This is a genomic window from Bacillus sp. FSL R9-9410 (genome assembly GCF_038050385.1).
Classification (GTDB): domain Bacteria; phylum Bacillota; class Bacilli; order Bacillales; family Bacillaceae_G; genus Bacillus_A; species Bacillus_A cereus_U.
Window position 1 is genome coordinate 2,615,909 of sequence record NZ_JBBOTV010000001.1, and the last position, 24,236, is coordinate 2,640,144.

The window sequence follows — 24,236 nt, forward strand, 5'->3', positions numbered from 1 at the left end:
ATTAATAGAGAAAAAGAAATAGCCGAACAATTAATGTCCGACTACATTCTTTTAACCTTACCGCCCATAACTACTTTACGTTTACTCATATCGTCCTCACATGCGTAACGAGTCATATCAATACTATGATTATCTGTACCTTGTAATCTGTTTTTAGGATTACCATCTTTATCGACTTCATAATCAATATTTTCAAATTCGCTTGCAGTTTTTGGACAACGTTTAGGGTCAATTATGATTTCCACTAAATCATCTAACCATTTTTCTCCGTATTCAACGGATCCAGGACCTTTAACTGCACCTTTGATTTTCTTAATATCATGATCGTTTTTCATTTCATCGATTGATTTTGGTTCAGAAGAATCCGCAATTATCTCAACATCATCCCAGCCGAGTTTCTTAATCTTTTCAGCCAATGAACGATTACTAATTTTAACGCCATATATTTCACCGAATATATACAACTTCCTACGCGTTTTATCATAATGCATACGACCAAAAGACAGTGCGTCATTCCCATAACCCCAGTCAATCCCTTGACGTATATTATCAAATGATTTGATTTCTTCATCTGTAATACGTCTGAATTTAAGGTTACTAAATGGAACAACGCCGCTGCCTGTCGGTTTCCCTTCATATTCATGTTCATATTGCTGTGGTTTAAGCCTTTTTGTTTCTTCTGCTTCTTCCACGAATTGCTTAGAGATATGAGGGTTATCATGGTATGTACTATGATGTACAAATGTATTCTTTGGTTTGAATTGTGTTTCAAACTTCTTATTAACCCAGGACTGCTTTCGCTTTGGTGGGTTATACGAGTAATACATTTTATATCGCAATCCATTCGGTAACTCTTTACGCAAAATAGATTTTTCTATTGTAGAAACGTCTTCTTCTAATCTAAATTCAGCCAACTCTTCAAACCAGGCAATAGCAACTGGATATTTCGCTATCTTAATAGATTTGATTTTTGCAGGGTCATCAGCACCACGGAATATCATTTTATTTCCACGCGGTTTATAAATGATTTCCATTGGACTTTCTTTAAAACGAAATAAATGTTCTACACCTAATATTTCTATTGCTTCTTTTATTTGCTCATAGCAGGATTCTCTTATTGTATCCTTTACTTTACGTATACAAAGAACCGTAATAGGAAACTGAATAAGATCCATAACAATACAAATGGATATATCAGTAGATTTACCCGAACCACGGCCGCCTTTACAAACGATTTTTAATATGGATTCACATTTACGAGCTAACCAGACTTGATGAAACGCCGGTGGAAGTATTTCACCAATTTGCTTTTTAGACATTTAAATCACCACTGATATTGTCTACAATGACAACCGGCTCAATATCGTTATCATCATTATTAGTAGTGGATTTAATTTTGTCGATTTGAACCTGGATAAATTCAAGTTTGGCGCGTCGCTCATCATCTATATTTGCTAATCTATCAAAATCTCGAATAAGAGCAGATAAGGTAGAAAGTGCTTTAGATTGAGCATTTAAGAAACTAGCCTGTTTATCCCAGGCAAATTGAATTTCCCACTCTTCTTCAAAGCCGCTTTCGCTAAGTTTATTCTTACGAAGCTCCTTTGTCATGTCTTGATTATCCTTAACAAACATAATACGTTGAGCATGAATAATTTGAGCATGCTGCAGCATTATACTTTCCCATAAAATCGATAATGGATCATTGTTAATTGCTTCCTCTAGCTCTTCTTTTAAATCATATAATTCTTGCGGTAAATACTTTCTGTATAGACCATGTGTAGCAGCATTACCATTACGCAGTGGAGCAGAACCACCAGAATTACCAGCAGCATTTCTATTGCCCTTTTTAGCTCCACCACGATTGTTTACAGCATTCTTATTACCTTTGGGAGCTCCTGGTTTCTTTTTGGAGTACTCCGTATCTTTCTTTGGAGTACTCCGTTCATTTTTATGGAGTACTCCATTTAATTGCTGTATCCATTTATCTTTCGTTTTCCATCCTCCTACTGTTTTTTCATTCACAGTTCTTTCGGATGTAGATAACAATTCTGCAATTTTACGATTGGTAATATCGCCATTATGTTCTTTAAATAGTTGATACGCTTTATCACGGTCTGGACTTCTTTGTCTGGCCATAATTACATAACACCTGCCCCCTTATCCAATTGTTTGCACTTCCTTCTCTAAGCACTCAATGCATATATGAGAATTATCCGTGTTCGCTTCACGGATATATGTTTTATCAAAATGAGTAATAGTTAATGGCATTTTTAATGTCCACATACAAGGCTCATTACAGACAGAGCATGTAGGAACGTTTATATTTTCTTCTTCCATTTACACCACCTCACGCTAATTGCTTTACAAAATAAAAAAAGCAGCGGATTCGCTACTTTTTTAACATATCAAACAAAAAAATTATTACTTAGTAAGGGAACGCTCTTTTCCAGATATCATCCCAATTTCTCTAGCAAATTCCAAACATTCATCAGAACGGTTTGGAAATAAATATAATATCGCCTCTAGCATAGCTCCTGTACAAAAAGCTTTTATACTGATTACATCATCAGGTTCTACTCTACATCTAATCGGTTTAAGTTCAAGTGGCTTATCCATAAGTTCTGTATAATTTGTTGCATCTAATGCTTTGTAACTATGAGCTTCTTGAGATAACGGCCCATAAAATAAGTATAAAAGGGGATCGTTTTTCATTAAACGATTAGCCAATTGTTTTAATGACCACGGTCCTTTGAATAAAGAATACCAGTTAGGGTCGTGTAGCTTTTTAGATTTTCTTTTTGTATTTTCCCATTCCTTTAGAATGTATTTGAATCTAGGATTACTTAATATTTCTGAATTAATATCAATCGCTCTTTCAAATTCTAAATCAGACATATCAACTTTTTGTTGCTCGGACCAGCTTCTCATATCATTATTTAAATCTATTAAAAATCCTACATAATAACTATACGCTCTATCTTTTACTAATTCTTCTTTTTGCAAGATATACCTTATCGCTAGATATGTTTCTAAAATGGAACGCTTTATTACTGTTAGCGGTCCTTCTAAATCATGGTCTGCTAATACATAGCCAGCATCAGCTTGTTCGATTAATTTCCTAAAAAGAGAGACAACTATTTTATGCTCTAATTCTAGATCCGTTCTTTTCTCTAAATCTTTAAGAAATTTTTCTCCAAACTGTATGCTCTTACTCAATATATGTAAGGGTGATTCCATAGGGTTCATTACCTCGCTTTGTTTTTTTATTTAATACAAAGTACTGGTTAAATTGTACCCAATTTGCACCCGAACGCACAAATTTCACTTATAAACTAAAATCTTCTAATGATTTATCAATCTCATCTTGTTGAATTCCTATATAACGTAATGTAATAGACGGAGCAGAATGATTAAAGATTGTTTGCAGCATTACTACATCTTTTGTCTTTTGGTAATAATGATATCCAAAAGTTTTTCTAAGAGTATGCGTTCCAATTTCATCAAGTCCTACTTTTTCAGCAGCACCATTCATGATTCGATAAGCTTGAATTCTTGTAATTGGTTTCCCCGTCTTTTTAGAAGCAAACAAGCAGTCTGTTTCATTCATTCCACTTACATACTCATTTATTTTTTCTCTTAACGATGTATTAATAATGAAACGCTTATCTTTTCCGGTCTTCTGCTCTTTAATAACAATGTGAGTTCTTTCTTTCACATCATTCACATGTAGTTTCAATAAGTCACTTATTCTAAGACCTGTATTAATTCCCATTTCAAATAAAAATAAATCACGATAAGATTGACGACGCAAAACTTCTTTCACTTCTTCTAATTTTTTCTTATCTCGAATTGGTTGCACAAACTTCATTCCTTACCCCTCCATACGTTATGTTACATTAGATGTATCTTCATTATACATTATGTTACATAAAATATAGTAGTTATTTTTATAAATAGATAGAAACGTTGTTATATCAATGTTTTTCGTCAAAAATCTAATGTAACAAAATATATGATGTGTTACATTAGATGATTTTTAAATAACTTTTACAATATTTGGTTTGTGTTGAGTTTGTTTTGTTAGAACAAGGTAAATCTATCAATCCTATTAAATCCATCAATTTGACTATTACATATTCATATTCAATTCATATACTGTAGTAGTTTACTAGAAAGGAGGCGTAACCATGGAAAGTTGCGTTGTGTTTGTAAATGGCCAACCTTTTTTAGTTCTTACAGTAGCTGGTATCGAGATTGCTAGATTAGAGATTTCTCTTCAAGTAGCATTAGCTCTAAGAGTGCTTGGAATACCGATTTGTGATTAATTAGCATATCAAAAGAAAAAGAGGGATTCAGCCCTCTTTTTTTATTTTTCTTATCTTTCATTTGCACCAATTTGATTCATCATTGACCCATTACGTTTAGGGCATTTACAACCATCACGTATCGTATGAGAAGCCTCTTCAAATCCACAACTTTTATTCAAGCACCATTTTTTTAATGGTATTTTCAAAGTACAATCTCCTCCAAAATAAAAAGAACCTGAATGGATGCTCTGATATCAATTATTTATTTGTATTTTAATTACGGTAAATGAAGTTTTACCCTTCTTCCAATCACCTAATGTTGCTGCACCAATCTTTTTATGCATTATTAAGTAACTGGAAGAAGAGCTAAAGCCCTTCTCCGTTTATACAACGTAAATTGCAATTGAATGTAAAATTAAGAAACAACTGTTCATCCAATCTGCAACCATCGCCACCGGTTATGACGATCCATTTTCAGTTATTAGGAATTTTATAAGTAATGTTTTCCGCCACTACTCACAATACAAATATATCACGTTGATTCCAAAACAGCCGGCACATTTACTGCCAAAAAGCGGTCACGACTCTGCCACTTATTTTAATTCACTAATAACCTTTATTTTTCTAGACAACTTCACTGCAACAGTCATAAAGAATAGATTGAATTTTATTTAGGTATTATGCTTGATCTGATTGTAGAACATGTAATGGAGGCGGAATAATCCAACCTTTTTTCTTATTCAGACGAAGTAATATAGCTCCAGCTTGTGCTTTTTTCATATGAAATTGACCAAACATCATTCCTACATCTTCTCGAAGGGATTGTCCCATAGCTTGACTACATGCTACTAACCCAGCAGCAAGATCCATAGAAACTTTAGCTGCAATTTCCGCATCATTAATACGAGCACCAGGAGGAATCGTTTCAATAGATGCAACTGGTCTTTCTGGAGGTGCTGGTGGTAATGCAACACCATTCAATTTTAATATATTTTTTAATTCTTCAACTTCTGATTGGATATCATTCTCTACAAGGTTTTCTAAAAATTTCTTTAAATCCTCGTCTCCTGTGTGGTTAATAAGAACTTGATATCCAGCAATTGCACCTTGTGCCGCTGCAAGGTAACTCCAAATCCCAAAGACTTCTCCGTAGTGCATTGGTTCATTTTGTGGATTTCCACTTAAAATACCCATAAAAATATTCCTCCTTAAAGAAATTAGACTTTTAGCAACAATACTTACTATAGAAAAAATTTTCCTAACCATGTTCTGGATTAAAGAAAATAAGTTCTTATAACTCATAAGGAACACCTTACCCAAATATAGTAATTACCTCTCATAGAATGTACAGTTACCAAAAATTTATTCTTATAAATAATAAATACATTTCAATTCAAATGGTTTTATATATTTTCAAACGAATATTGCCTAAAAAACTGGAGACATTACTGAATATGAAAGGAGGGGAAAACTATGAAGAAAAAATTCTCATCTATTTTAAGTGCTCTATTACTAACTATTATGGTTTTTGGTACAAGCGTCCATGCTGAATACGATGGATATAATACGAATAGAGTTAACAATAATAATATTACAACTCGAGTTAATGACAATAACATGAATAGAGTTAATAATGATGTGAGAACTCGAAATGTAAATACGACAAATGATTTAAATGATAATCGTGATAAAAATAATAATTGGACTTGGCTTGGTTTATTGGGACTATTAGGATTATTTGGTCTTAGAAAAAAAGACAAAGATCCAGAAACACGTTAATGTAGAAAATTGCATTTAATTTTAAAAGATATTTATTTATCAAAAGAATGCAAAATGAATAAATTACAAATCGCCTTTAATGAGGCGATTTGTAATTTTTTAAAATCAATAACAATCGCATAAAAACAGATACTATTAATCGAAAACAATGAATTTCTTAACTTGATGGTAATGGAGCGTTACGTCCATTTGACGAACTACGCTTCTTTTTTATGCCTTTTCTTCACTTACCCATATCTTATATTTCACAGATATTCAATGTTATCTCTCCCTTCTCTCTATCTATTCGACAAAAAAGGAGAATACGGTAAATGAAGTTTTATCATTGATAATGGAAAACACCACTACCATAAAAGATAGCCGTGTTCCAAATAGACAAGTCATGTTTGTGCGCTTCATATTTTTTTAGTTTGTTTGGTTGTGAGATTGTACACCTCTTTCAATCGCCGACAATACATCACTCTCCCGTAGTTGCTTCTACTTGTCTCGGAGTCAGCGATTGAAAGAAGAGCAAAAGCTCTCCCTAATAACGGTATCATTCAATCATTACCATCTGCTGGTTTCGGATTTTATGTGCCATCATTATGAGTCGTTTAGACAAAATATAAAGGAATCTTTATGAGTTGTGTTTTCCGCCACTTCTCACAATACAAATATATCACGTTAACTCCAAAACAACCGGCACATTTACTGCCAAAAAGCGTTCACGACTCTGCCATGTTTTTAATTAATTGTTGCTTTAATTCTGTTTAATAATTTTTGGTATAATTCGTTTTCTGTTGACCACTTAATATGACTAAATTGTCTAGTATCAAAATGAATATCTTTAAAATCGTCATCTTTACATGTCCATATAACAGTCTTACCTAGTCCCATCGCATAACCAGCTTCGAAATAAACTCCACCTCTGTGTCCGGTAAAATCTGCAATTACAAATTTACTTTGTCTTATTTTGACTATAATTTCATCAGTTATGTCATTATTATGTTCCGCTTCTTCAATTCTGATAGGCTGGTATCCTGCCTCTTTTATAGCTTTTGTGATTGCATTCTTATATGGACTATCCATTTTTGGACTAAACGACATCGCGACAAATACCTGCTTAGTATCCGCTTCTCTTCCTTTTTCTAATTCTGCAATACGATTCCACCCTTTCGCTGTAACTGTAATATGTGCAGGGAAATCTGCTGCCGATAGCTTAGATATCTCAATCAGTTCGTCCTGAAATAGTTGGTTCGCTATATATTTCATTTCCAACAAGTGAGCACTCTGTACAAAAAATAGAGATTTATCTGATTCACGAATATATACTGGGTCACCTGGAAATTTGGACAATTTAGCTAAGTTTATTAATGACTCATCCAACCTATCAGAAGCACTATCAGGATATTCACTTAATAGATCCCCTAAAAGATAAATAGGATACGGAAATTCTGAAAGATTTTTATCTGGTCGATTAAGAAAAATCATTATTTTTCCCATCCCTCTAATGGCTCTCTTTCTTAAAATTGCAGAAAGTTTTCTCTTCTGCTCTACATTTAATTCAAATCTCGCTTCTTCAGCCATGGAAAATGTACCACAATTCTCACATTTATATTGCTCTACACGTCCCCCTCCCACTCCCACTAATTGTTGTTCCTCAATAGAGTTTTGACAAACCGGACATCTTTCACTCATCACAATCACTACTTTCTTTTTTTATAGCATAATCTTAACATACAAATAATTGACTTACCCATATCTTATATTGTGTGTAACTGACCCTTTCGCTAGAGCCCTTGATATTCATAGCTTCATAAACCTTCTCTTTTTGAGTTACACAACACATAAAAAATGGGTAATTATAAAAATCAAAAAATAAAAAGGATGTTGCTATATTTTAAATTTAATCATAGCTTTATCCATCGCATCTTGATTGACACCTATGTATCTTAACGTAACCCTTTCAGATGAATGATTAAATATCTCCATAAGTAAGGCTATATTCTTCGTCTGCATATACATATGATACCCAAATGTCTTACGTAATGTATGTGTTCCTATCTCATCTAATCCAAACTCTGCTGCTGTACTTCTAAGTATCTTATATGCCATGCTGCGTCCAATCGGTTTATTCTTTCCTTCACGACTCTTAATTAAATACTCATTGTCATCTCTTTCTTCAATGTACCAACGTAGTTCTCTTTTTAATGCTGGAGTCAATTGAATACGTTTCTGTTTGCCTGTCTTCTTTTCTCTCATTGAAATATGACTGCCCTTTAAATCGCCTATTTTAAGCTTTAGAATATCACTTATACGCAACCCCGTATTAATTCCCATCACAAACAAAATATAATTACGTTCATTGTTTTTCTTTAGGTATTCTTTAATATGTTGTATTTGTTCTGGATCACGAATAGGTTGAACAAAGTTCATAGATACTCCCTCCTATTCTGCTCTTCTGTCTCATATACTTCTAATCTAAGAGCGAAAGCTAATTTATAAAAAGCATTAGATTTATTTCTTCTATATGTACGTTCACTCATACCAATATCGTTATAAACCATATAATCAAAGACTTCCTCATCTTCCAAATATCGTTTTACAATGATATCTCGTTGATTTTTGCTAAATCGACTTAATGCTTTATCAATTTGAAAAGATAAACGTTGTAATTTTAATTCTCTTTCACTCATTGCAACATTTGCTAAAGCAACATCTTCAGCTGGCTTTCCTACTATGTTTGTTGGACCATGATACCTTACCTCACTAGAGGCTGTGACCTTCATCTCGTTTCTGATCATCCCAAATTGTCTGTAAATACGAACGTTTTCTAAAATCTCTTCTAAACGAACCTGTGTTGCTTTTCGGTCAATTTTAGGTAAGAAAGTTAATTGCATCATATATAAAAACACCCCTTATCTATTTTGTTAATAAAAAACAAAAGAGCGGACACCAAACTACAGAGCAATATCACTACTGCTCTTTATAGTTTGATGTCCGCTGGTTCTTCCAGTAGGACTAAATTTATAGATATTATTATATCATTTTCTCATATTTTAGTAATTTTCTTATTAGAAAAGGATTATTTTGTAACAAATTTATAAAATCCATCCTCATTGAGCAATTTGTATCTAAAAGGATTAATTATGAAAATTTTGAAATACATATTACATAGCATTGGTTGGATTGCATTATTCGGAATATGGTGGGCTATATTCTTTCATTAAATACATCTCCTCCCCCTCTGGATAAAACTCAATATTCCGTCAATACTGTAAGATAGGCTGTTAGCCAGAACTCATTTAAAGTAGTTTTCTCTGTATCTCCTTGTAGGGAGCAGTTAGCTTTTGCTAGCTGCTCTTTTGCATACTTTGTTATATTTAAACCCATACTAAACATTAGTTATGTGTATACATGACCAAAATTTCTAATAACAAATTTACTGTTCAAATGCATCCTTTGGTTATTCTCCTGTTGGATGCATTTGAACTTTACAAAATGAGATTTTTATTAAACTCATTTTCACTCCCACATAATATTTTTAATTCTGCTTATACTATAGCTGTAACTAAAAGTTACATATCATTTACTTGTAGGGCCTAATTTTCTTTTGTACAACAAGTAGTTAGCTAATTAAGCTAGCTACTTTGTCGTGCAATATGAAGTTTTTCAATTCACTTTACCCGATGAATAAACTTTTAAGTTTCTAACTATACTACTCATGAGCTATTACAGATGTAGCTCAATCTTTCCAAATCACATTTGTTCATTCATTTGGCAGACAGTTCACTTACCAACTGTCTGCCATCTTATTTTCATTGGTCCTTTATAATAAAATTCAAGAATTAATTCCCACAAATTGTAGATACTATAGGTAGGCTAACAGCCATAATAGTTTTCCCATGAAATTGTGCTGAATCACATATCCTTTAGAGAAAGTACTAAGAACATTGCAGTTAGCTTAATTAGCTAGCTGCTTTGTTTGTTAACCATTTTTTTGCACGAATACAGTTTATATGCATAACTTTTAAATTGAAATCCATACTATATTTAGGTCTTAATATCTAAAACCCTTATTTCAACCTTAGACCTAACAAACCGCTCCTCTCCCTTCCCTGGGGCTAAGCAGTTAGCTTTTGCTAGCTGCTCTTTTTTATTAGTCTGATTATAAAATTTTGTTCTTATTTCTTTTTCACACCATATACTTCTAACCTAGACCCAGCTCATAGAGTTACCTCCTATCTTGAAGAGCACTTGTACATGGTGCTCTTTTTTAGCTTCCTCATTTCTATACAATGCAATTTTTGTGCAAAAGATACACACTCAATTAAAAATAACCTCATATGATATCTTCTATCCTCTCTTTTTAGAATAAATAGCCTTTACAGAGCACTTTCCAAAGTGCTCTAACTTTTACATATCAAATAGCGTTTTTGTTTAAAAACTTTTCACATTTACACCGGACAAGCATATGTTATTGTATGGAAGCTTTCCATTCATAGCATTCTACCTTTCTTATTTGAGAGCACGCTTATTTGTGTGCTCTTTTTTATTTACTATGAAATAACGATTTTGTTAATATTTGGTTTTTAGTATCTAGTTGTAAAAATAATTAAGTGTTAAAAATTTCAGAAACCATAATAATCTGCCTATATATCGTTTTCGCTATAAGTGCAGTATTGGGCTTAATTAAAGAATTAAAAAAGCCAAAGAAAAACCAATTTTTGATTTTATTTGAATCTCTAATTTTGATAGGAGCTATATTTCTAGTAGCTAGTATCTTCATCTAAATTACATAACGAGAACAGCGGAGCAGCTAGCGAAAGCTAACTGCTTTTTTATTAAATAACGCTTTTGTTCAAACCTCTTCTATTTCCCACGCCTTTTCCAAATACAATTTCATCCATCTTTTTAATTATTTTATTTAAAGGTTATAAAAGTCTAATCATGGATTCTATTATTTTCATACATATATAATAGTTTAACTTTTCTAGGGATGTCTTATCTAGCTTCATGTATAAAAAGGGATATTACTAATTTATATCAAGAAGAGAGGTGATTTTTTGATTACTAATCTCATTATTAATGGTGGATTTGAAAACGGAACACTTTTACCGTTTTTGACGGTGAATGCTTCTATTGATGGTACACATAGTCATTCTGGCCTTTTCAGTGCAAGTCTTTTTGGCGGAATAGGGAATGCTGTTATTGTTCAAGAGGTACCTGTTTCCTCAAATCAAAGTTATGAACTATTCGCTTCTCTTGCTAAAGTTGGAGCAGCTGCAAGCCCTACTATCTCGATTACAATGGCTTATTATGCAGGGGCAGTTATTCCAGCAAATTTTTTAGGATATGGTCTGTCTGTTATACTCCCATCAAATCGTCTTCCAGATAACAGTCAAAATACCTGGTTGAAAGTGTATCAAACTACTTCTTTAGCACCACCTACAGCTACCCACGCCCTTGTATCTATTTTTAAATTAGGGCAGATTGGAAGTCCCGATGTAGTAGTGGATGATATATCATTGCTAGCATCGGAGCAACCTGGTCCTACTGGTGCAACAGGCACTACTGGTGCAACTGGTCCTACTGGTGCAACGGGGTCTACTGGTGCAACTGGTCCTACTGGAGCAACAGGCGCTACTGGTGCAACGGGGTCTACTGGTGCAACTGGTCCTACTGGTGCAACTGGTCCTACTGGTGCAACGGGGTCTACTGGTGCAACTGGTCCTACTGGTGCAACGGGGTCTACTGGTGCAACTGGTCCTACTGGTGCAACGGGGTCTACTGGTGCAACTGGTCCTACTGGTGGTCTACTGGTGCAAACTGGTGCAACGGGGTCTACTGGTGCAACTGGTCCTACTGGTGCAACTGGTCCTACTGGTGCAACTGGTCTTACTGGTGAAACAGGTCCTACTGGTGCAACGGGGTCTACTGGAGCAACTGGCACTACTGGAGCAACTGGTCCTACTGGTGAAACAGGGTCTACTGGTGAAACGGGTCCTACTGGAGCAACTGGCACTACTGGAGCAACTGGCACTACTGGAGCAACTGGTCCTACTGGTGAAACAGGGTCTACTGGTGAAACGGGTCCTACTGGAGCAACTGGCACTACTGGAGCAACTGGCACTACTGGAGCAACTGGTCCTACTGGAGCAACGGGGTCTACTGGAGCAACTGGCACTACTGGAGCAACTGGTCCTACTGGTGAAACAGGGTCTACTGGTGAAACGGGTCCTACTGGAGCAACTGGCACTACTGGAGCAACTGGCACTACTGGAGCAACTGGCACTACTGGAGCAACTGGTCCTACTGGAGCAACTGGCACTACTGGAGCAACTGGTCCTACTGGAGCAACGGGGTCTACTGGTGAAACAGGTCCTACTGGAGCAACGGGGTCTACTGGTGCAACGGGGTCTACTGGCGCAACGGGGTCTACTGGCGCAACAGGTCCTACTGGAGCAACTGGTCCTACTGGTGAAACGGGTCCTACTGGTCCTACCGGAGGACTGTAATTAACAGCCTTCAATCGTATTTATATAGCAAATACTAATAATGCTACTGTATCTGTGATTGATGGTGCAACAAATAGTGTGATCGCTACAATTCCATTTGGAAATGATTCAGGAAGAATGGGAGTCAATTCAACACTTCAAATTCGAAATAACAGCCCCTTAAACAACCAAAATATTGTAACCTGTGCTAGTGGTGTAAATGCTATAGAATTAACCATCCCTAAATTAAACTAATAAAAATATCCCTTCGAATACAGTTTTTATTACCCCATAAATGAAAAACCGTACTGTTCTTTTACTCAAACAGTACGGTTTCTCTTTTATTCTTCATATATTTACTCCATACCTTACTTAACTCTCCATTCCGCCATTTGACTACCTTACTATCAATAGTTTCAATTTCATATTCACCATCAGCCATTAATTTAATTAACTTCCCAATCTTTAATTCTAGGATTTGTATAAAGAATATTTTCCGTCTAGTACCTCCATTTTATTATCCATCATTCCAGACCCTTGAAATTCCCACGAATATTTTTAAATCTCAATATCCATTTTAATTTTTAAAGAAAACTTTTTAGGTCAAGCAGCATATCATACTAGATAAGGATATATTCCACAAAAATTTGAAAGGAGGACTCTTTATTAATACAACTTTAATTTCTCATTTTTATAACGAAGAGTATCTGCTTCCGTGGTGGTTAATGCACCACACAAAACTATTTGATCATGGCATTCTTATTAATCGTGGGTCTACTGATCGTTCGGTTGAAATATGCAAATTGTTTGCACCTCATTGGGAAATCCGTGATTCAAAAGTATTAGAGTTTGATGCCGTATTAGTTGATCAAGAAGTAATGAACATAGAAAAAGAAATTACGGGATGGAAAATGGTGTTAAATACCACTGAATTCCTTTGCTGTGTTGATAAGGAAGCCTTTTTCTCATCTCTTGCTACTTTAGGGCAAAACATGTACGCTATTAGGACTATTCTGATGGTGGATGACCCTACTCACGGTTATACCAATCCAAGATACGGAATTCCCCTTGTCAAACAGCGTTATCACGGGCAAATACTCCACCCTAATCCACCTGCCCCATACTATGGCGGTAGATTAATCCACAATTATTCGCATGGTAACTATTGGGCAGGGCGGCATTGGTCACCTCATCCATTTATCGTTTACAGGTATCCTGCTTTCGTTTTAAAATTTTTTTACAGCCCATGGAATACAGCTATGAAAAACCGAAAATTACAAATTGGTCCTACTCTTTCTAAACATAGCATCCAGCATGGCTTAGGTATTCATCACCTGGCAACACTAGATAAATTAGAAAAAAGTTATATACACTTTACAACCTCAACTACTGATCTTCGGTTAAACCCGGAATATCAAGTTTTATTTCCAGATTTATGTTTTCCTAACTATTAATACATCTAAAAAGAACATTTTGAAACTTTCCATACAGACAAAAGTCACCTCGCCTTTACAAATCATCGTATTACTGGAATTATCCAAATAACGATTTTGTCATAAAGCTGAACCTACCTAAACAACATGCATACAATATCATGTGTACTCTTTTTCAATATAAGTTTTGGTCAGAGAGCGCCTTGGAAAGCGCTCTTTTTAAATTCCACTTTAATCTGTTCACGATTTTATGAGGTGGACATATATTAACAAGACAAGACATAGTTTATATATAGTGGTGCACAAAAAACTTTGTGCACTATTTTTCATCTCGATAACTTAGTAATTAAATAGCGTTTTTGTTCCAATACTTCACGCCCCTGAAAAAATCACGTATGATATCACATACTCTTTTACATTAAGAGTTTTGGTCCGAAGAGCACTTATATATGGTGCTCTTTTTGGTATGGAATTTGAAATAGAGGCTTGCTCTTAAAACCTTTCATGTAATTTTTATAGGTTTTTTCCTTACACCCGTGTGGTTGTTTACTCATAAGTTGTTAAAGTATAAATATAAATTGTTAGTTAATTTATAAGGGAGGTGAAAAAATGAGTAAATTTAAAAAGAATTGTCACATACCCTTTCCATGTGCCTTTCCTTTACCTCAAATAGGGCCTACTGGACCAACTGGAATAACTGGAGTAACCGGACCTTCTGGTGGACCTCCGGGGCCTACTGGGCCTACCGGCATAACCGGAGCAACTGGACCTTCTGGTGGACCTCCAGGGCCTACTGGACCTACTGGACCTACCGGAATAACTGGAGTAACCGGACCTTCTGGTGGACCTCCAGGGCCTACTGGACCTACCGGATTGCCAGGAACTGGTGGACCTCCGGGGCCTACTGGGCCTACCGGCATAACCGGAGCAACTGGACCTTCTGGTGGACCTCCAGGGCCTACTGGACCTACCGGAATAACTGGAGTAACCGGACCTTCTGGTGGACCTCCAGGGCCTACTGGACCTACCGGATTGCCAGGAACTGGTGGACCTCCGGGGCCTACTGGGCCTACCGGCATAACCGGAGCAACTGGACCTTCTGGTGGACCTCCAGGGCCTACTGGACCTACCGGAATAACTGGAGTAACCGGACCTTCTGGTGGACCTCCAGGGCCTACTGGACCTACCGGATTGCCAGGAACTGGTGGACCTCCGGGGCCTACTGGGCCTACCGGCATAACTGGAGCAACCGGACCTTCTGGTGGACCTCCAGGACCTACTGGACCTACCGGCATAACTGGAGCAACTGGACCTTCTGGTGGACCTCCGGGGCCTACTGGACCTACCGGATTGCCAGGAACTGGTGGACCTCCGGGGCCAACTGGGCCTACCGGACTTACAGTATCTGGGTTATCTCATTATGCTTATGTTTTCAATACAGCAGCTCAAGTTGTTGCCTTGGAAGCACCTATTCTTTTTAATTCACATGGTAGAATGACATCTGGTTTTACTCATACGCTGGGAACTTCTCAATTAATGGTTCTTAATGCAGGAGATTATAAAATTTCTTTTTCTGTATCAGGAGTTGAGCCTAATCAATTCACACTTTTTTTAAATGGCGCTCCGGTTACCAGCGCAGTTTATGGATCAGGTGCAGGGACTCAACCAAACAACGGCCAAACAATTCTCGCTTTAGCTGCAGGTGATATTATTACCCTTAATAATCATACTTCCGCTGCTGCAGTTACTTTGCAGACTCTGGCAGGTGGAACACAAACGAATATAAATGCTTCGATTGTAATTGAAAGATTAAATTAATTTAATCATTTATTTCTTGAAACTCTGGCAGTAAATAACCTGGAGTGGATTCTTTTTTCAACAAGCAGTTAGCTTTTGCTAGCTGCTCTTTTAATTAAAATAAAGATTTTGTTTAAACTTGCACGTACACTAAAAACATACATATGCTATTATCGTAGTCACCTTTTTTGATATGAGTCTTGGTCATAGAGCGCTGTTAAAAGCGCTCTATTTTATTTTAAATAAGGATTTTAATAAAATAGCGTCATCTGTCCGCTCTTATTCTGCTCTTCTAATTCCTTTATTCTCTTCTCAAGCCTTTGTATTTCTTGATTTAAGAGATGCGTCGTTTTATTGTTATTATTCCTTGTTTTAAGGCATCTCTCATGAACCACGTTGTCATATTGATCAAGTATCCACTCATCTTCAAATACCCAATCCTCACAAATAGGACATTCAGCTATGATGCAACCAGACGCCATATTCATTCCCCTTTTCTACAAGATAACTATTTTGTTATAAAGTCACTGCTTCTGCTGCAGGTTTGTTTTTCTCTAATTGCTCAATTGCCATTTGTAACCCTAACCAGTATCCGATTAAACGATATGGCAACCTTTTTCCGAAATCACAAACACATGACATTGTTTCTGAATCCATAGATGTACTGTGATATGCATCGTGCAACCAATACTGATATTCGTTCATTGATGAACTTTCATTAATTGCTGACACGATCTTTCTATACATCCCTTTCCCTTCTTCTTGATCATTCATTTCCCATTCTTCCCAATGTTCTTTAAGTTCTTTTCTAGCTTTTTTATCATCAAAGTCCCAACGATCGTCACAAAACGCTGTTAATTTCCCTGTAAAATAACTGAGATTAAATCCCTTAATGTTCTTTAATGTTGCTAAACATGTTAATCTATAAACCGCTTCACCGATATCACCAGAAATAAAGACATTCGCACCAGATAATACATATTTTGTACGGTACATGTTTGTGCCTGGCTTGCCCCATTGAATTACTTGTAACCCTTCTTCACCTTTTATTTCAGCCACATGATCTGCGAACCAATTCTCTTTAATATCTTTAGTTGCTTTTTCAAGGTATTCCATATCTCATTCCCCTTTTCGAATAATCTTTTTTCACATTACACATACTACCTGCAAGCCGACTTCCCACCGGCTGCACTCTTTCAAATCGGAGCTCTCTCCTCCGTATCTTTTCAGGACATGGCAGGTAACTTAGTCAATTACCTGCCGTTTTTACGTATAATCGTAAAAATTCTTGTCCAAACTGTTTAAAGAAAACATCTCAAGCTATTTGATGAGACCTCCAGCACAGGTTACTTGTACGGCCGTTCCGATAAAAGGAGCGGTCTTATTTATCTCCACATTACTTTTTAACAAAATAACGCTTTTGTTCGCTTCAAACTAATTTACTATTATTTGAATAATCGTAAACATTTACTCAATGTTTTTTCTGAATACTCATGATATTATTTATGTGCTGGTGTTCACCATCCCAAGAACTCAGTAATTTCATTCACAGGCTCTACTCTCACCCTTTTGAGAGTGGAGCCCTTATTTATAAGGGTTATCCTCAATATTTATTTTTATAAAATTCAAATTCGATTATAATAACTGTGTTTTTCGTTCTTCCATACGAATTACTTTTCCACTTTGATATACAAATGATTGTTCACCAAATCCACCTTGGGGTGGTTCTATTAGTTGGACCTGGCCATTTTTAACAACATATATTACGTTTATTTTCAAATCTATTTCAGCTGTCATTTCTACAAGATTTTCTTTAATAATTCCCACTAAGACCGCTCCCATATGTTATGATTATTTTGTCGAAGCAAGTCGGGAGCAATCTCGACTTTTTTATTTTGTTATAGATATTCCACAACATTATCGGGAATAAATGATTGTTCTAATGATAAATAAAGTCGTATTGAAATCGGTTCTTTATTATCTCTCGCAGACTTGCAAAGCTCCTCCGCTTCTTCCCAATCGAACTGCTTATCTTCCACTCGCTTAAATCTCCAAATTCCAATTGTATATTCCTCAAATAATTCATACTGATCATTTTGCGCTGTTGTTGGTTTTAATTCATCAGTAGCTCTTACTTGCTTTGGTACTTGAACAACTACATCCGTAAAACGAACTTTAGAATTTAATCGATGAATGTGTGCTTTCTCAGTATCGAATGTTACTACAGGCTCAACATCAAATATTGTTAACTGCTTTGGCATTACAATCCTCCTAAGCCTCTTTTTTATATTTAGATAACACTTGTTCTAAACGTTTACGTTCACCCTCTAAATCCATTTCATCGTGCTTTACAGGCTGAGATTGCACTTCTGTATCTTGTGTATGTAACCAATCAGGGACGATTTCTTTTCTAGTATTACTTCTCCCACCACGAGACTGGTATTTCTTACGGAATTGAGTTTGTGCAGCTTCAACATCAGTAATACTCTTATACCCCTTAGCATGCCAATCTCTTAAAATACCTTGTACATAAGACATATTAGGTGCATTCTTTTCTAAAGCTATTTTCATTGCTTTGATAACAAGCTGTGCATTCAAATCTTCAATCCACGCATTGATCCCTTCAGCCACAAATGGTTTAAGAACTCCAAAGTTTTGCTCATAAAATGCTATTGGATTTTCTTCTGCAACTTTTTTATCTCTTGAGCAGCTTGCTGCTTCTTCTTTTGTTTTTGTTTCTTCTTGTTCTTTTGTTTCTGTTTCTGTTTCTGTTTCTGTTTTTGTTTCTTCTTTTTCCTTCATAGGGTCTTCGAAGCCCCTTATAAGCCACTCAAAACGAGCTTGGAAGTATTCCTTAATACGAGGGATTTTAAAATCTTGCTGCTGTTCTAAATCTAAACATGTCTCATAAAAATCAATTAAAAAATCTTCACACTTAATATTCTGGATTTCTTTTAACACACACTTTTCAATATTCATATTTGTAATAGCATTGAATTTAAGCCAATTAATCAACATAATTTCTTTGGTCTTTTTGTTGTAATGAATTTTCCCGTAATCAGCAAAACGCTCTAGCAGCTTCTCAACCGTTTCACGGTTATACCCTGTATCCATTTCTATCACTCGTAATGGAAGCTCATAGATACCACTCTGAGAAGTTTTGCTATTAGTCATTAAGTATAAGTAGAAGTATTTTTCCTCCGGTGTAAGATCTAAAACGAAAGCATCTTGCCAATATGAAACTTGAACAGGTCTATAAACTGCCATATTATTCATCCTCCATTGTTTTACTTGGTTTGCTTTGATATACTTAATCCAATTCAATTTTTAGAAAGACTCTCTATAAGAGTCTAAAATCTATCACTCTGCCAAGTGATAGATTTTTTATTTTCTTCGACTAACTACTGATGCATTGATCCCCCTGCCCTTGAAGGCTTTTAACAACTACACGATAACTCTTTGATACATCGTGATCCTCTTTTTCATTACGAAGGCTCTTGAATTCTTTTGCGCATCTATTTAATTCCTTCTCCCAATGATTAGCTTCATCTAATGAACCAGCATTGAACATGTTATGAATACATGTCACCATGCAGTTATGTAATTCATTTGCAAAAGCAAAATCACCTGGTAGAACTAAGTCGAACAGACGATTACATTCTACTTTCATAATTTCCTCCCCATTTTTAATAATTTGATACTGTACGCATCGTTATGACCAGAATGTAATGTATATTAAGCGGTTAGAGTTAACAAATCTTTCTGGTCATAACGACAAGCACAACAGCTTGTCGCACTAAATTGTTATATGCTATAATTTATCTACTGTCATGATTGGCTATCGCAGGCTACGCGGTGGCCTTTCCTTTTTTCTTTTTGTTTTTCAAAACAAATGCTGCTTCTATAATTCGAATTCTTATCTCCATTAATTTCTTCTCTTGTTTTAAATCCCTAGCTTTCATATAGTCCCCACAAACTGCTGCAATTCGAATATCACCATATAAATTTGCTTCCTTACGAATTAGCGTTTTATATTGATTTAAAGTTGGACTTGCATAATCAATTGTCATAACTTAAACCTCCCCAATAAAATAATTAAATTAAGCTTTTATATACTTCCTAGCTCGTAATGATAATTTCCAGTACTTAAAGACTTCTTTCATTGAAATACCATATTGATCACATAGGACCGCTACGAGGCTCATCATCGAACCTGTAGCATCCAAGATTTCATGCATTACCTTTTTCAAATCCTCTTTCTCTCTTTCGGACCAAGTTTGTGAAGGCTTAGACCAACATACTGTATCAAGTTGTTCCAAAGCTTTGTTTGTCTCTTGATAAACCATGTATCTCAGACTTGTAGGATGATGATCTATGTGCTCTCCATTGAAGAACGGGATACTTACATCCCCTGTTGCCTCACTCCACATCTTAAAAAACAGCTGCGGATCATTAATTCCTTCAGTAATGCATTTTCGCAAATCTTCTGGTAACCGTCGTTGTTCAGTTTCATATTTTGCTAGTGACTCACGACTCACGGGGATTTCTAAGGAGAGTTGTTCTTGGGTGATTCCCTTTCGTTTTCGTGCCATAGCAACTTCTTTTCCTATGGACATCGTTTACTTCCCCCATTCGTACCTAAAGCATTATTTATTTGTGACAACTTACTATGGTAATTTGTTATTAGACGGATTCTTTAAATGGATTGTAATACTCCGTATTGTTTTCTACCCATTCAGTGTGATTCTCCATCCACTTAAAAAGAAGGTGTGTAGGAATAAGAACCCCGGCTTCACGACATACTGGAAAATCAGAACGGTTTAATAACTCAGATGCTTTGGTACGTTTAATATGTAATAGTTCCATTAATTCTGTAATAGTTAAAAATGGCGGTAATTCTTTCATTGGTTGAAGATGTTCAGTTGCTTTTTGTACTTCTTCTCGGATAATTTGACGAAATGATTCAATATCGAAGTTAATCATATAGATATTCACTCCCCTCTAAAGTTTCATATACACGAATCGTGACATTTTTCATCAAAAAAAACCGTCCACTCAAAACTAAGGACCAATGCAATCTTTTTCGCAACATAAACACTAGGATTTCTTTCTCCATTTTCAATCATTGCATACATACTTCTAGATATTTGAGCCCTATGAGCTATATCTTTTTGCGTTTTATTAATTTTCTTACGTTTTTCAATTAACCACACTCTCACTCTCGCACCCCTCTTTGTCACATTTCGTGTAATACACTCTTGATATTAACCAAAAAAAGGTTGTCAGTCAACCCAAATTACACATTTCGTGTACTTTATTTAATGTTACATATTGTGAAGTTATAATTATTATGTGAAATATTTGGAAAGGAGGTAAAAACATGTTTGGAACTAAGCTAAATTTCCTTAGAAAAGAAAAAAAATTAAGACAAGAAGATATGGCAAAACATTTAGGAATTGCTCGCACAACATATGCAATGTACGAACAAGGAAATCGTGAGCCTGATTATGATACACTTCAAAAATTAGCTGATTTCTTCGATGTATCAGTCGATTACCTCCTTGGTAGAACTGAAAAAAGGAATAATAAAGAATTAAATTCAAAAGATTTTTTTACAGAGTCTAAACTCAATCTTTGGTTTAAAGATATTGAAAATGCTCCTCCTGAGAAGCTTGAAGAATTAAAACAATTTTGGGAGTTTATTAAGCAAAAAGAAAAAAATCGTAAACCAAAAGATACACAAAAATAAAAAACGCGCTAATACTACATGTTTTTATTTAATCTATTATTTTTAATAATCCCTTAATTATTGAATTTCAATATAAAATTCAACCTCATACATTCATAATATAAGGTGTTACTTTTTAGTTTTCAAAACAACTCGTACATGAAAAGGAGTAATTTAATGGAGACCACTTTATCCTTAACAATTGATTCTGTTACACTTGTTCAACATTTAAAGAAAAGAAATCCTGAGCTATATAATGATTTTATTAGAGTATACAAAAAGGTAGAGCCCATTTTAAATACCAGAATAAGCCAAGTATTTCAAAATTACACACTGCATAATGTAGGTCATTCCCTTAGAATAATGGGCTATATGGAAAAACTATTACCAGATATAAACCAGTTAAGCGATTTAGAGCTAAGTTTATTACTCTACTCTGCCTTACTGCATGACATAGGCATGGCCGCATCTCAACAGGAAATTACGCAAATTAAAGAAGGTATTCTAAAATATGAAGATATAGAATACAGTGCTATTCTTAAGAAATTTGAAGGCGATGAAATAAAAGCGACTGAGGATCTTATTAGAAGAGTCCATGCATTTAGATCATCAGAATATGTAAAACAAAACCTAAAAGATGACTTAGTTATACCCAATATGCCAAGTACAACATATGAAGATATTGTAGCTTTAATCTGTCAATCTCACACTGAGGATGTAACATGGATAAAACAAAATTTAGACATTTATGGATTGAAAGGACAGTATGTATATAATGCACAATTTTGTGCTATTATTCTCAGACTTGCTGACATTCTAGACTTTGACAGCCAGAGAACTCCTCCTAAATTATTTGATGCAATTGCACCAGAAGGGATAAGTAAAGAAGAATGGGCACAACATTTTTCAATAGAGAACACTGATAAGATAAGATGTACACAGGATAATTATAAAAAAATTGAACTCCATGGAAGATGTAATAACCATTATATTCATAGAAAAATACTAAGTTATATTAATTGGATTAATGAGGAAATTGATAATGCCAGTAATTTAACACAGTCTTTTTCTGCCCAATATAAATTGCTACTACACCCCAAAGTCTATGACTTTATAAAATCCGATGGCTATACAATTGCAGATATGAAATTTAAAGTCAACTATAGCCAAATTACTAAATTATTAATGGGCGAAGAATTATATGGGCAAAAAAAATATGGTTTAAGAGAGCTTATTCAAAACGCTCTCGATGCTTGTAGAGTGAAAAAGGAGATTCTTGATCAAAAAGCAGATTTTGGAGATGAAGAATATATACCTACTATTAAGATTATTTTAGATAAAGATGCTAATGAGGTAATCATTAAAGACGATGGAATTGGTATGGATATTAATATACTAAAGAAATACTTTTTAAAATTAGGTGCCTCATTTTATAAATCCGATGATTATTTATTAAAAGGCTATAAATATAAACCCATTGGAAATTATGGGATCGGTTTTTTAGCGTGCTTCATGTTATCAGATACAGTAAAAGTAAAAACAAAGCATCTTTTTGATTCTCTACTTTATGAAGTTGAACTGAACAAAACAGATGAATTTGTTTGTATTGATTATAATACAGCACCTCAAGGTCATGGTACTGAAGTCATTCTAAAATACGATCAATTTATACAATGTTGGGAAGATTTAAATGATTTAAAAAAATTCCTGAAAAATAATTTTATTACAGATAATATTAATCTACAGTATATTAATAAGTCTGACAAAGAAAAAGAGTTGATTACAAATCAACTGCATATTAATCCAAGTAAACATAGTATTGATCTTTCTAAGTATCTTAATGATATTGAAGGCCAAATTAATTTAGAAAGAGATATTAATTTTATTTTGGATCACGGTGTGGAAAAAATTAGTTTTGATGGTGAACCTTTTATTTATAATGGAGAAGAATTAATAGCAATTGATGATGGCGAAACAACTATCGACTTATCAGACTACCTTATTGATGATAAACTTCCAGTTATAAACATTCCTATCATAGAATATGGAGATGAGCTTGACAAAATTATTGATGTTACAGATGATACAATAGACGGATTTAACATATATGTTGATAAATTCGGACCAAATTACATCACAATCCTTTTAACTCCTGAATTACAAGGTGAGATGCTTCAGGGGCATGTAGATTCTGATGATGAAATACTTCCTAACCTCTTTGTATCAGATTTAGAAGAATTCGAACATGATGTTTCAGCCGGTACCCTTATTTCAACTGAATCTAAACATATTTTCAGATTACATGACCGTAACTTGTTGTTGCAATTTTTCCCAGACCCAAAAAATCAATATTATTCTTCAGAGACAACACAGTTTTTCATTAGAGATATTTTTGTGAAAGATTTGTCCTTAGAGGTTCCCTATCAATTAAAGAATTTATCCATTGCAGCTTCAAAAATTAACATTATTTCTGATCAAGTAATCGCTAACGTTACTAGAAATGATCTTAATCAAGATATTTTAAAAGATATTGTGCAAGCTACTTATCAAGCTATTTGTTTCTATCTTTATGAAAACTTTACTGATCACATAGCCAAAGAAACAATTATGGGATACATAAAAAAATATCATGGGTTAGAAAATAAATTTCTAAAGGAAGAATATAATCGTATTTTACAATGAAATTTATTTTCCATGTTATTTAAAACACAAA

The 24,236-nt window shown here is 34.8% G+C and carries 28 protein-coding genes and 1 pseudogene; 8 read left to right on the forward strand and 21 right to left on the reverse strand.

Annotation, left to right across the window (positions count from 1 at the left end):
* Window positions 1–41: 41 nt before the first annotated feature.
* The 5 genes from MKX77_RS13575 to MKX77_RS13595 all read right to left on the reverse strand — a co-directional run bounded on the left by MKX77_RS13575 (window position 42) and on the right by MKX77_RS13595 (window position 3,871).
* Window positions 42–1,319 (reverse strand): PBSX family phage terminase large subunit, encoded by a 1,278-nt coding sequence (locus MKX77_RS13575; RefSeq protein ID WP_341306923.1) that lies wholly within the window; start codon window positions 1,317–1,319, stop codon window positions 42–44.
* A complete protein-coding gene (gene terS / locus MKX77_RS13580) occupies window positions 1,312–2,139 on the reverse strand; it encodes a phage terminase small subunit (RefSeq protein WP_341306924.1) in 828 nt (275 codons plus the stop codon). Before terS ends, MKX77_RS13575 begins: the two co-directional genes overlap by 8 nt.
* A gap of 21 nt (window positions 2,140–2,160) precedes the next feature.
* Window positions 2,161–2,340 carry a hypothetical protein gene (locus tag MKX77_RS13585; protein WP_063223223.1) on the reverse strand — a complete coding sequence of 60 codons (180 nt, stop codon included), beginning with the start codon at window positions 2,338–2,340 and terminating at the stop codon, window positions 2,161–2,163.
* Between the two features lie 84 nt (window positions 2,341–2,424).
* The gene (locus MKX77_RS13590; protein ID WP_341306925.1) at window positions 2,425–3,240 is read right to left on the reverse strand and encodes a DUF5677 domain-containing protein; all 816 of its coding nucleotides are present in this window, start codon (window positions 3,238–3,240) and stop codon (window positions 2,425–2,427) included.
* An 88-nt stretch (window positions 3,241–3,328) separates the two neighbouring features.
* The gene (locus MKX77_RS13595) at window positions 3,329–3,871 is read right to left on the reverse strand and encodes a site-specific integrase (protein ID WP_341306926.1); all 543 of its coding nucleotides are present in this window, start codon (window positions 3,869–3,871) and stop codon (window positions 3,329–3,331) included.
* A gap of 319 nt (window positions 3,872–4,190) precedes the next feature.
* Between MKX77_RS13595 and MKX77_RS13600 the strand changes: the two genes are divergently transcribed.
* Complete coding sequence (locus MKX77_RS13600; protein WP_000443221.1) at window positions 4,191–4,328, forward strand: DUF3956 domain-containing protein; 138 nt, start codon at window positions 4,191–4,193, stop codon at window positions 4,326–4,328.
* 50 nt (window positions 4,329–4,378) lie between these two features.
* Here MKX77_RS13600 and MKX77_RS13605 read toward each other — a convergent pair whose 3' ends face one another.
* Complete coding sequence (locus MKX77_RS13605) at window positions 4,379–4,516, reverse strand: hypothetical protein (RefSeq protein WP_189338112.1); 138 nt, start codon at window positions 4,514–4,516, stop codon at window positions 4,379–4,381.
* 472 nt (window positions 4,517–4,988) lie between these two features.
* Window positions 4,989–5,504, reverse strand: a complete 516-nt coding sequence (locus MKX77_RS13610; protein ID WP_000512143.1) for a DUF3231 family protein — start codon at window positions 5,502–5,504, stop codon at window positions 4,989–4,991.
* Between the two features lie 279 nt (window positions 5,505–5,783).
* Between MKX77_RS13610 and MKX77_RS13615 the strand changes: the two genes are divergently transcribed.
* A complete protein-coding gene (locus MKX77_RS13615; protein WP_341306927.1) occupies window positions 5,784–6,089 on the forward strand; it encodes a WGxxGxxG family protein in 306 nt (101 codons plus the stop codon).
* A 723-nt stretch (window positions 6,090–6,812) separates the two neighbouring features.
* Here MKX77_RS13615 and MKX77_RS13620 read toward each other — a convergent pair.
* The 3 genes from MKX77_RS13620 to MKX77_RS13630 all read right to left on the reverse strand — a co-directional run bounded on the left by MKX77_RS13620 (window position 6,813) and on the right by MKX77_RS13630 (window position 8,971).
* Window positions 6,813–7,766 (reverse strand): nucleoside 2-deoxyribosyltransferase, encoded by a 954-nt coding sequence (locus tag MKX77_RS13620; protein ID WP_341306928.1) that lies wholly within the window; start codon window positions 7,764–7,766, stop codon window positions 6,813–6,815.
* Between the two features lie 195 nt (window positions 7,767–7,961).
* The gene (locus tag MKX77_RS13625) at window positions 7,962–8,504 is read right to left on the reverse strand and encodes a site-specific integrase (protein WP_341306929.1); all 543 of its coding nucleotides are present in this window, start codon (window positions 8,502–8,504) and stop codon (window positions 7,962–7,964) included.
* Complete coding sequence (locus MKX77_RS13630) at window positions 8,501–8,971, reverse strand: ArpU family phage packaging/lysis transcriptional regulator (protein WP_341306930.1); 471 nt, start codon at window positions 8,969–8,971, stop codon at window positions 8,501–8,503. Before MKX77_RS13630 ends, MKX77_RS13625 begins: the two co-directional genes overlap by 4 nt.
* A 2,163-nt stretch (window positions 8,972–11,134) precedes the next feature.
* Between MKX77_RS13630 and MKX77_RS13635 the strand changes: the two genes are divergently transcribed.
* Both MKX77_RS13635 and MKX77_RS30680 read left to right on the forward strand, forming a co-directional pair.
* Entirely contained in the window at window positions 11,135–12,586 is a 1,452-nt protein-coding gene (locus tag MKX77_RS13635) for an NTTRR-F1 domain (RefSeq protein WP_445819103.1), read from the forward strand.
* A 24-nt stretch (window positions 12,587–12,610) separates the two neighbouring features.
* Window positions 12,611–12,820 carry a hypothetical protein gene (locus tag MKX77_RS30680; protein WP_262450006.1) on the forward strand — a complete coding sequence of 70 codons (210 nt, stop codon included), beginning with the start codon at window positions 12,611–12,613 and terminating at the stop codon, window positions 12,818–12,820.
* A gap of 61 nt (window positions 12,821–12,881) precedes the next feature.
* Here the strand turns inward: MKX77_RS30680 and MKX77_RS13640 are convergent, their stop codons facing one another.
* Complete coding sequence (locus MKX77_RS13640) at window positions 12,882–13,007, reverse strand: hypothetical protein (RefSeq protein ID WP_341306931.1); 126 nt, start codon at window positions 13,005–13,007, stop codon at window positions 12,882–12,884.
* Between the two features lie 283 nt (window positions 13,008–13,290).
* On the opposite strand from MKX77_RS13640, the gene MKX77_RS13645 reads away from it, so the two are divergent.
* Both MKX77_RS13645 and MKX77_RS13650 read left to right on the forward strand, forming a co-directional pair.
* On the forward strand, window positions 13,291–14,019 hold the full coding sequence (locus MKX77_RS13645; RefSeq protein WP_341307964.1) for a glycosyltransferase family 2 protein: 729 nt from the start codon (window positions 13,291–13,293) through the stop codon (window positions 14,017–14,019).
* A gap of 588 nt (window positions 14,020–14,607) precedes the next feature.
* Window positions 14,608–15,816, forward strand: coding sequence for a BclA C-terminal domain-containing protein (locus MKX77_RS13650; protein WP_341306932.1), 1,209 nt, complete (start codon window positions 14,608–14,610; stop codon window positions 15,814–15,816).
* A 230-nt stretch (window positions 15,817–16,046) separates the two neighbouring features.
* Here the strand turns inward: MKX77_RS13650 and MKX77_RS13655 are convergent, their stop codons facing one another.
* From MKX77_RS13655 to MKX77_RS13700, 10 genes and pseudogenes are all read right to left on the reverse strand, one after another.
* Entirely contained in the window at window positions 16,047–16,277 is a 231-nt protein-coding gene (locus MKX77_RS13655) for a hypothetical protein (RefSeq protein WP_061457994.1), read from the reverse strand.
* A 34-nt stretch (window positions 16,278–16,311) separates the two neighbouring features.
* Window positions 16,312–16,911: a hypothetical protein gene (locus tag MKX77_RS13660; RefSeq protein WP_341306933.1), complete on the reverse strand. Its 600-nt coding sequence runs from the start codon at window positions 16,909–16,911 to the stop codon at window positions 16,312–16,314.
* 519 nt (window positions 16,912–17,430) lie between these two features.
* Window positions 17,431–17,622, reverse strand: coding sequence for a DUF3954 domain-containing protein (locus MKX77_RS13665; RefSeq protein ID WP_085310793.1), 192 nt, complete (start codon window positions 17,620–17,622; stop codon window positions 17,431–17,433).
* Between the two features lie 71 nt (window positions 17,623–17,693).
* Window positions 17,694–18,056 carry a cell division protein SepF gene (locus tag MKX77_RS13670; protein ID WP_341306934.1) on the reverse strand — a complete coding sequence of 121 codons (363 nt, stop codon included), beginning with the start codon at window positions 18,054–18,056 and terminating at the stop codon, window positions 17,694–17,696.
* A 10-nt stretch (window positions 18,057–18,066) separates the two neighbouring features.
* Window positions 18,067–19,062, reverse strand: coding sequence for a DnaD domain-containing protein (locus MKX77_RS13675; protein WP_341306935.1), 996 nt, complete (start codon window positions 19,060–19,062; stop codon window positions 18,067–18,069).
* 117 nt (window positions 19,063–19,179) lie between these two features.
* Window positions 19,180–19,465, reverse strand: a pseudogene (locus MKX77_RS13680) (hypothetical protein).
* Between the two features lie 178 nt (window positions 19,466–19,643).
* Window positions 19,644–19,865: a hypothetical protein gene (locus MKX77_RS13685; protein ID WP_000151152.1), complete on the reverse strand. Its 222-nt coding sequence runs from the start codon at window positions 19,863–19,865 to the stop codon at window positions 19,644–19,646.
* 30 nt (window positions 19,866–19,895) lie between these two features.
* Entirely contained in the window at window positions 19,896–20,411 is a 516-nt protein-coding gene (locus MKX77_RS13690) for a helix-turn-helix domain-containing protein (protein ID WP_341306936.1), read from the reverse strand.
* 67 nt (window positions 20,412–20,478) lie between these two features.
* Window positions 20,479–20,778, reverse strand: a complete 300-nt coding sequence (locus MKX77_RS13695) for a helix-turn-helix domain-containing protein (protein ID WP_000606754.1) — start codon at window positions 20,776–20,778, stop codon at window positions 20,479–20,481.
* Between the two features lie 26 nt (window positions 20,779–20,804).
* The gene (locus MKX77_RS13700) at window positions 20,805–21,014 is read right to left on the reverse strand and encodes a helix-turn-helix transcriptional regulator (RefSeq protein ID WP_097854327.1); all 210 of its coding nucleotides are present in this window, start codon (window positions 21,012–21,014) and stop codon (window positions 20,805–20,807) included.
* 161 nt (window positions 21,015–21,175) lie between these two features.
* On the opposite strand from MKX77_RS13700, the gene MKX77_RS13705 reads away from it, so the two are divergent.
* Window positions 21,176–21,544 (forward strand): helix-turn-helix domain-containing protein, encoded by a 369-nt coding sequence (locus MKX77_RS13705; RefSeq protein ID WP_097854328.1) that lies wholly within the window; start codon window positions 21,176–21,178, stop codon window positions 21,542–21,544.
* A gap of 156 nt (window positions 21,545–21,700) precedes the next feature.
* Complete coding sequence (locus MKX77_RS13710) at window positions 21,701–24,205, forward strand: HD domain-containing protein (protein WP_341306937.1); 2,505 nt, start codon at window positions 21,701–21,703, stop codon at window positions 24,203–24,205.
* Window positions 24,206–24,236: the final 31 nt, after the last annotated feature.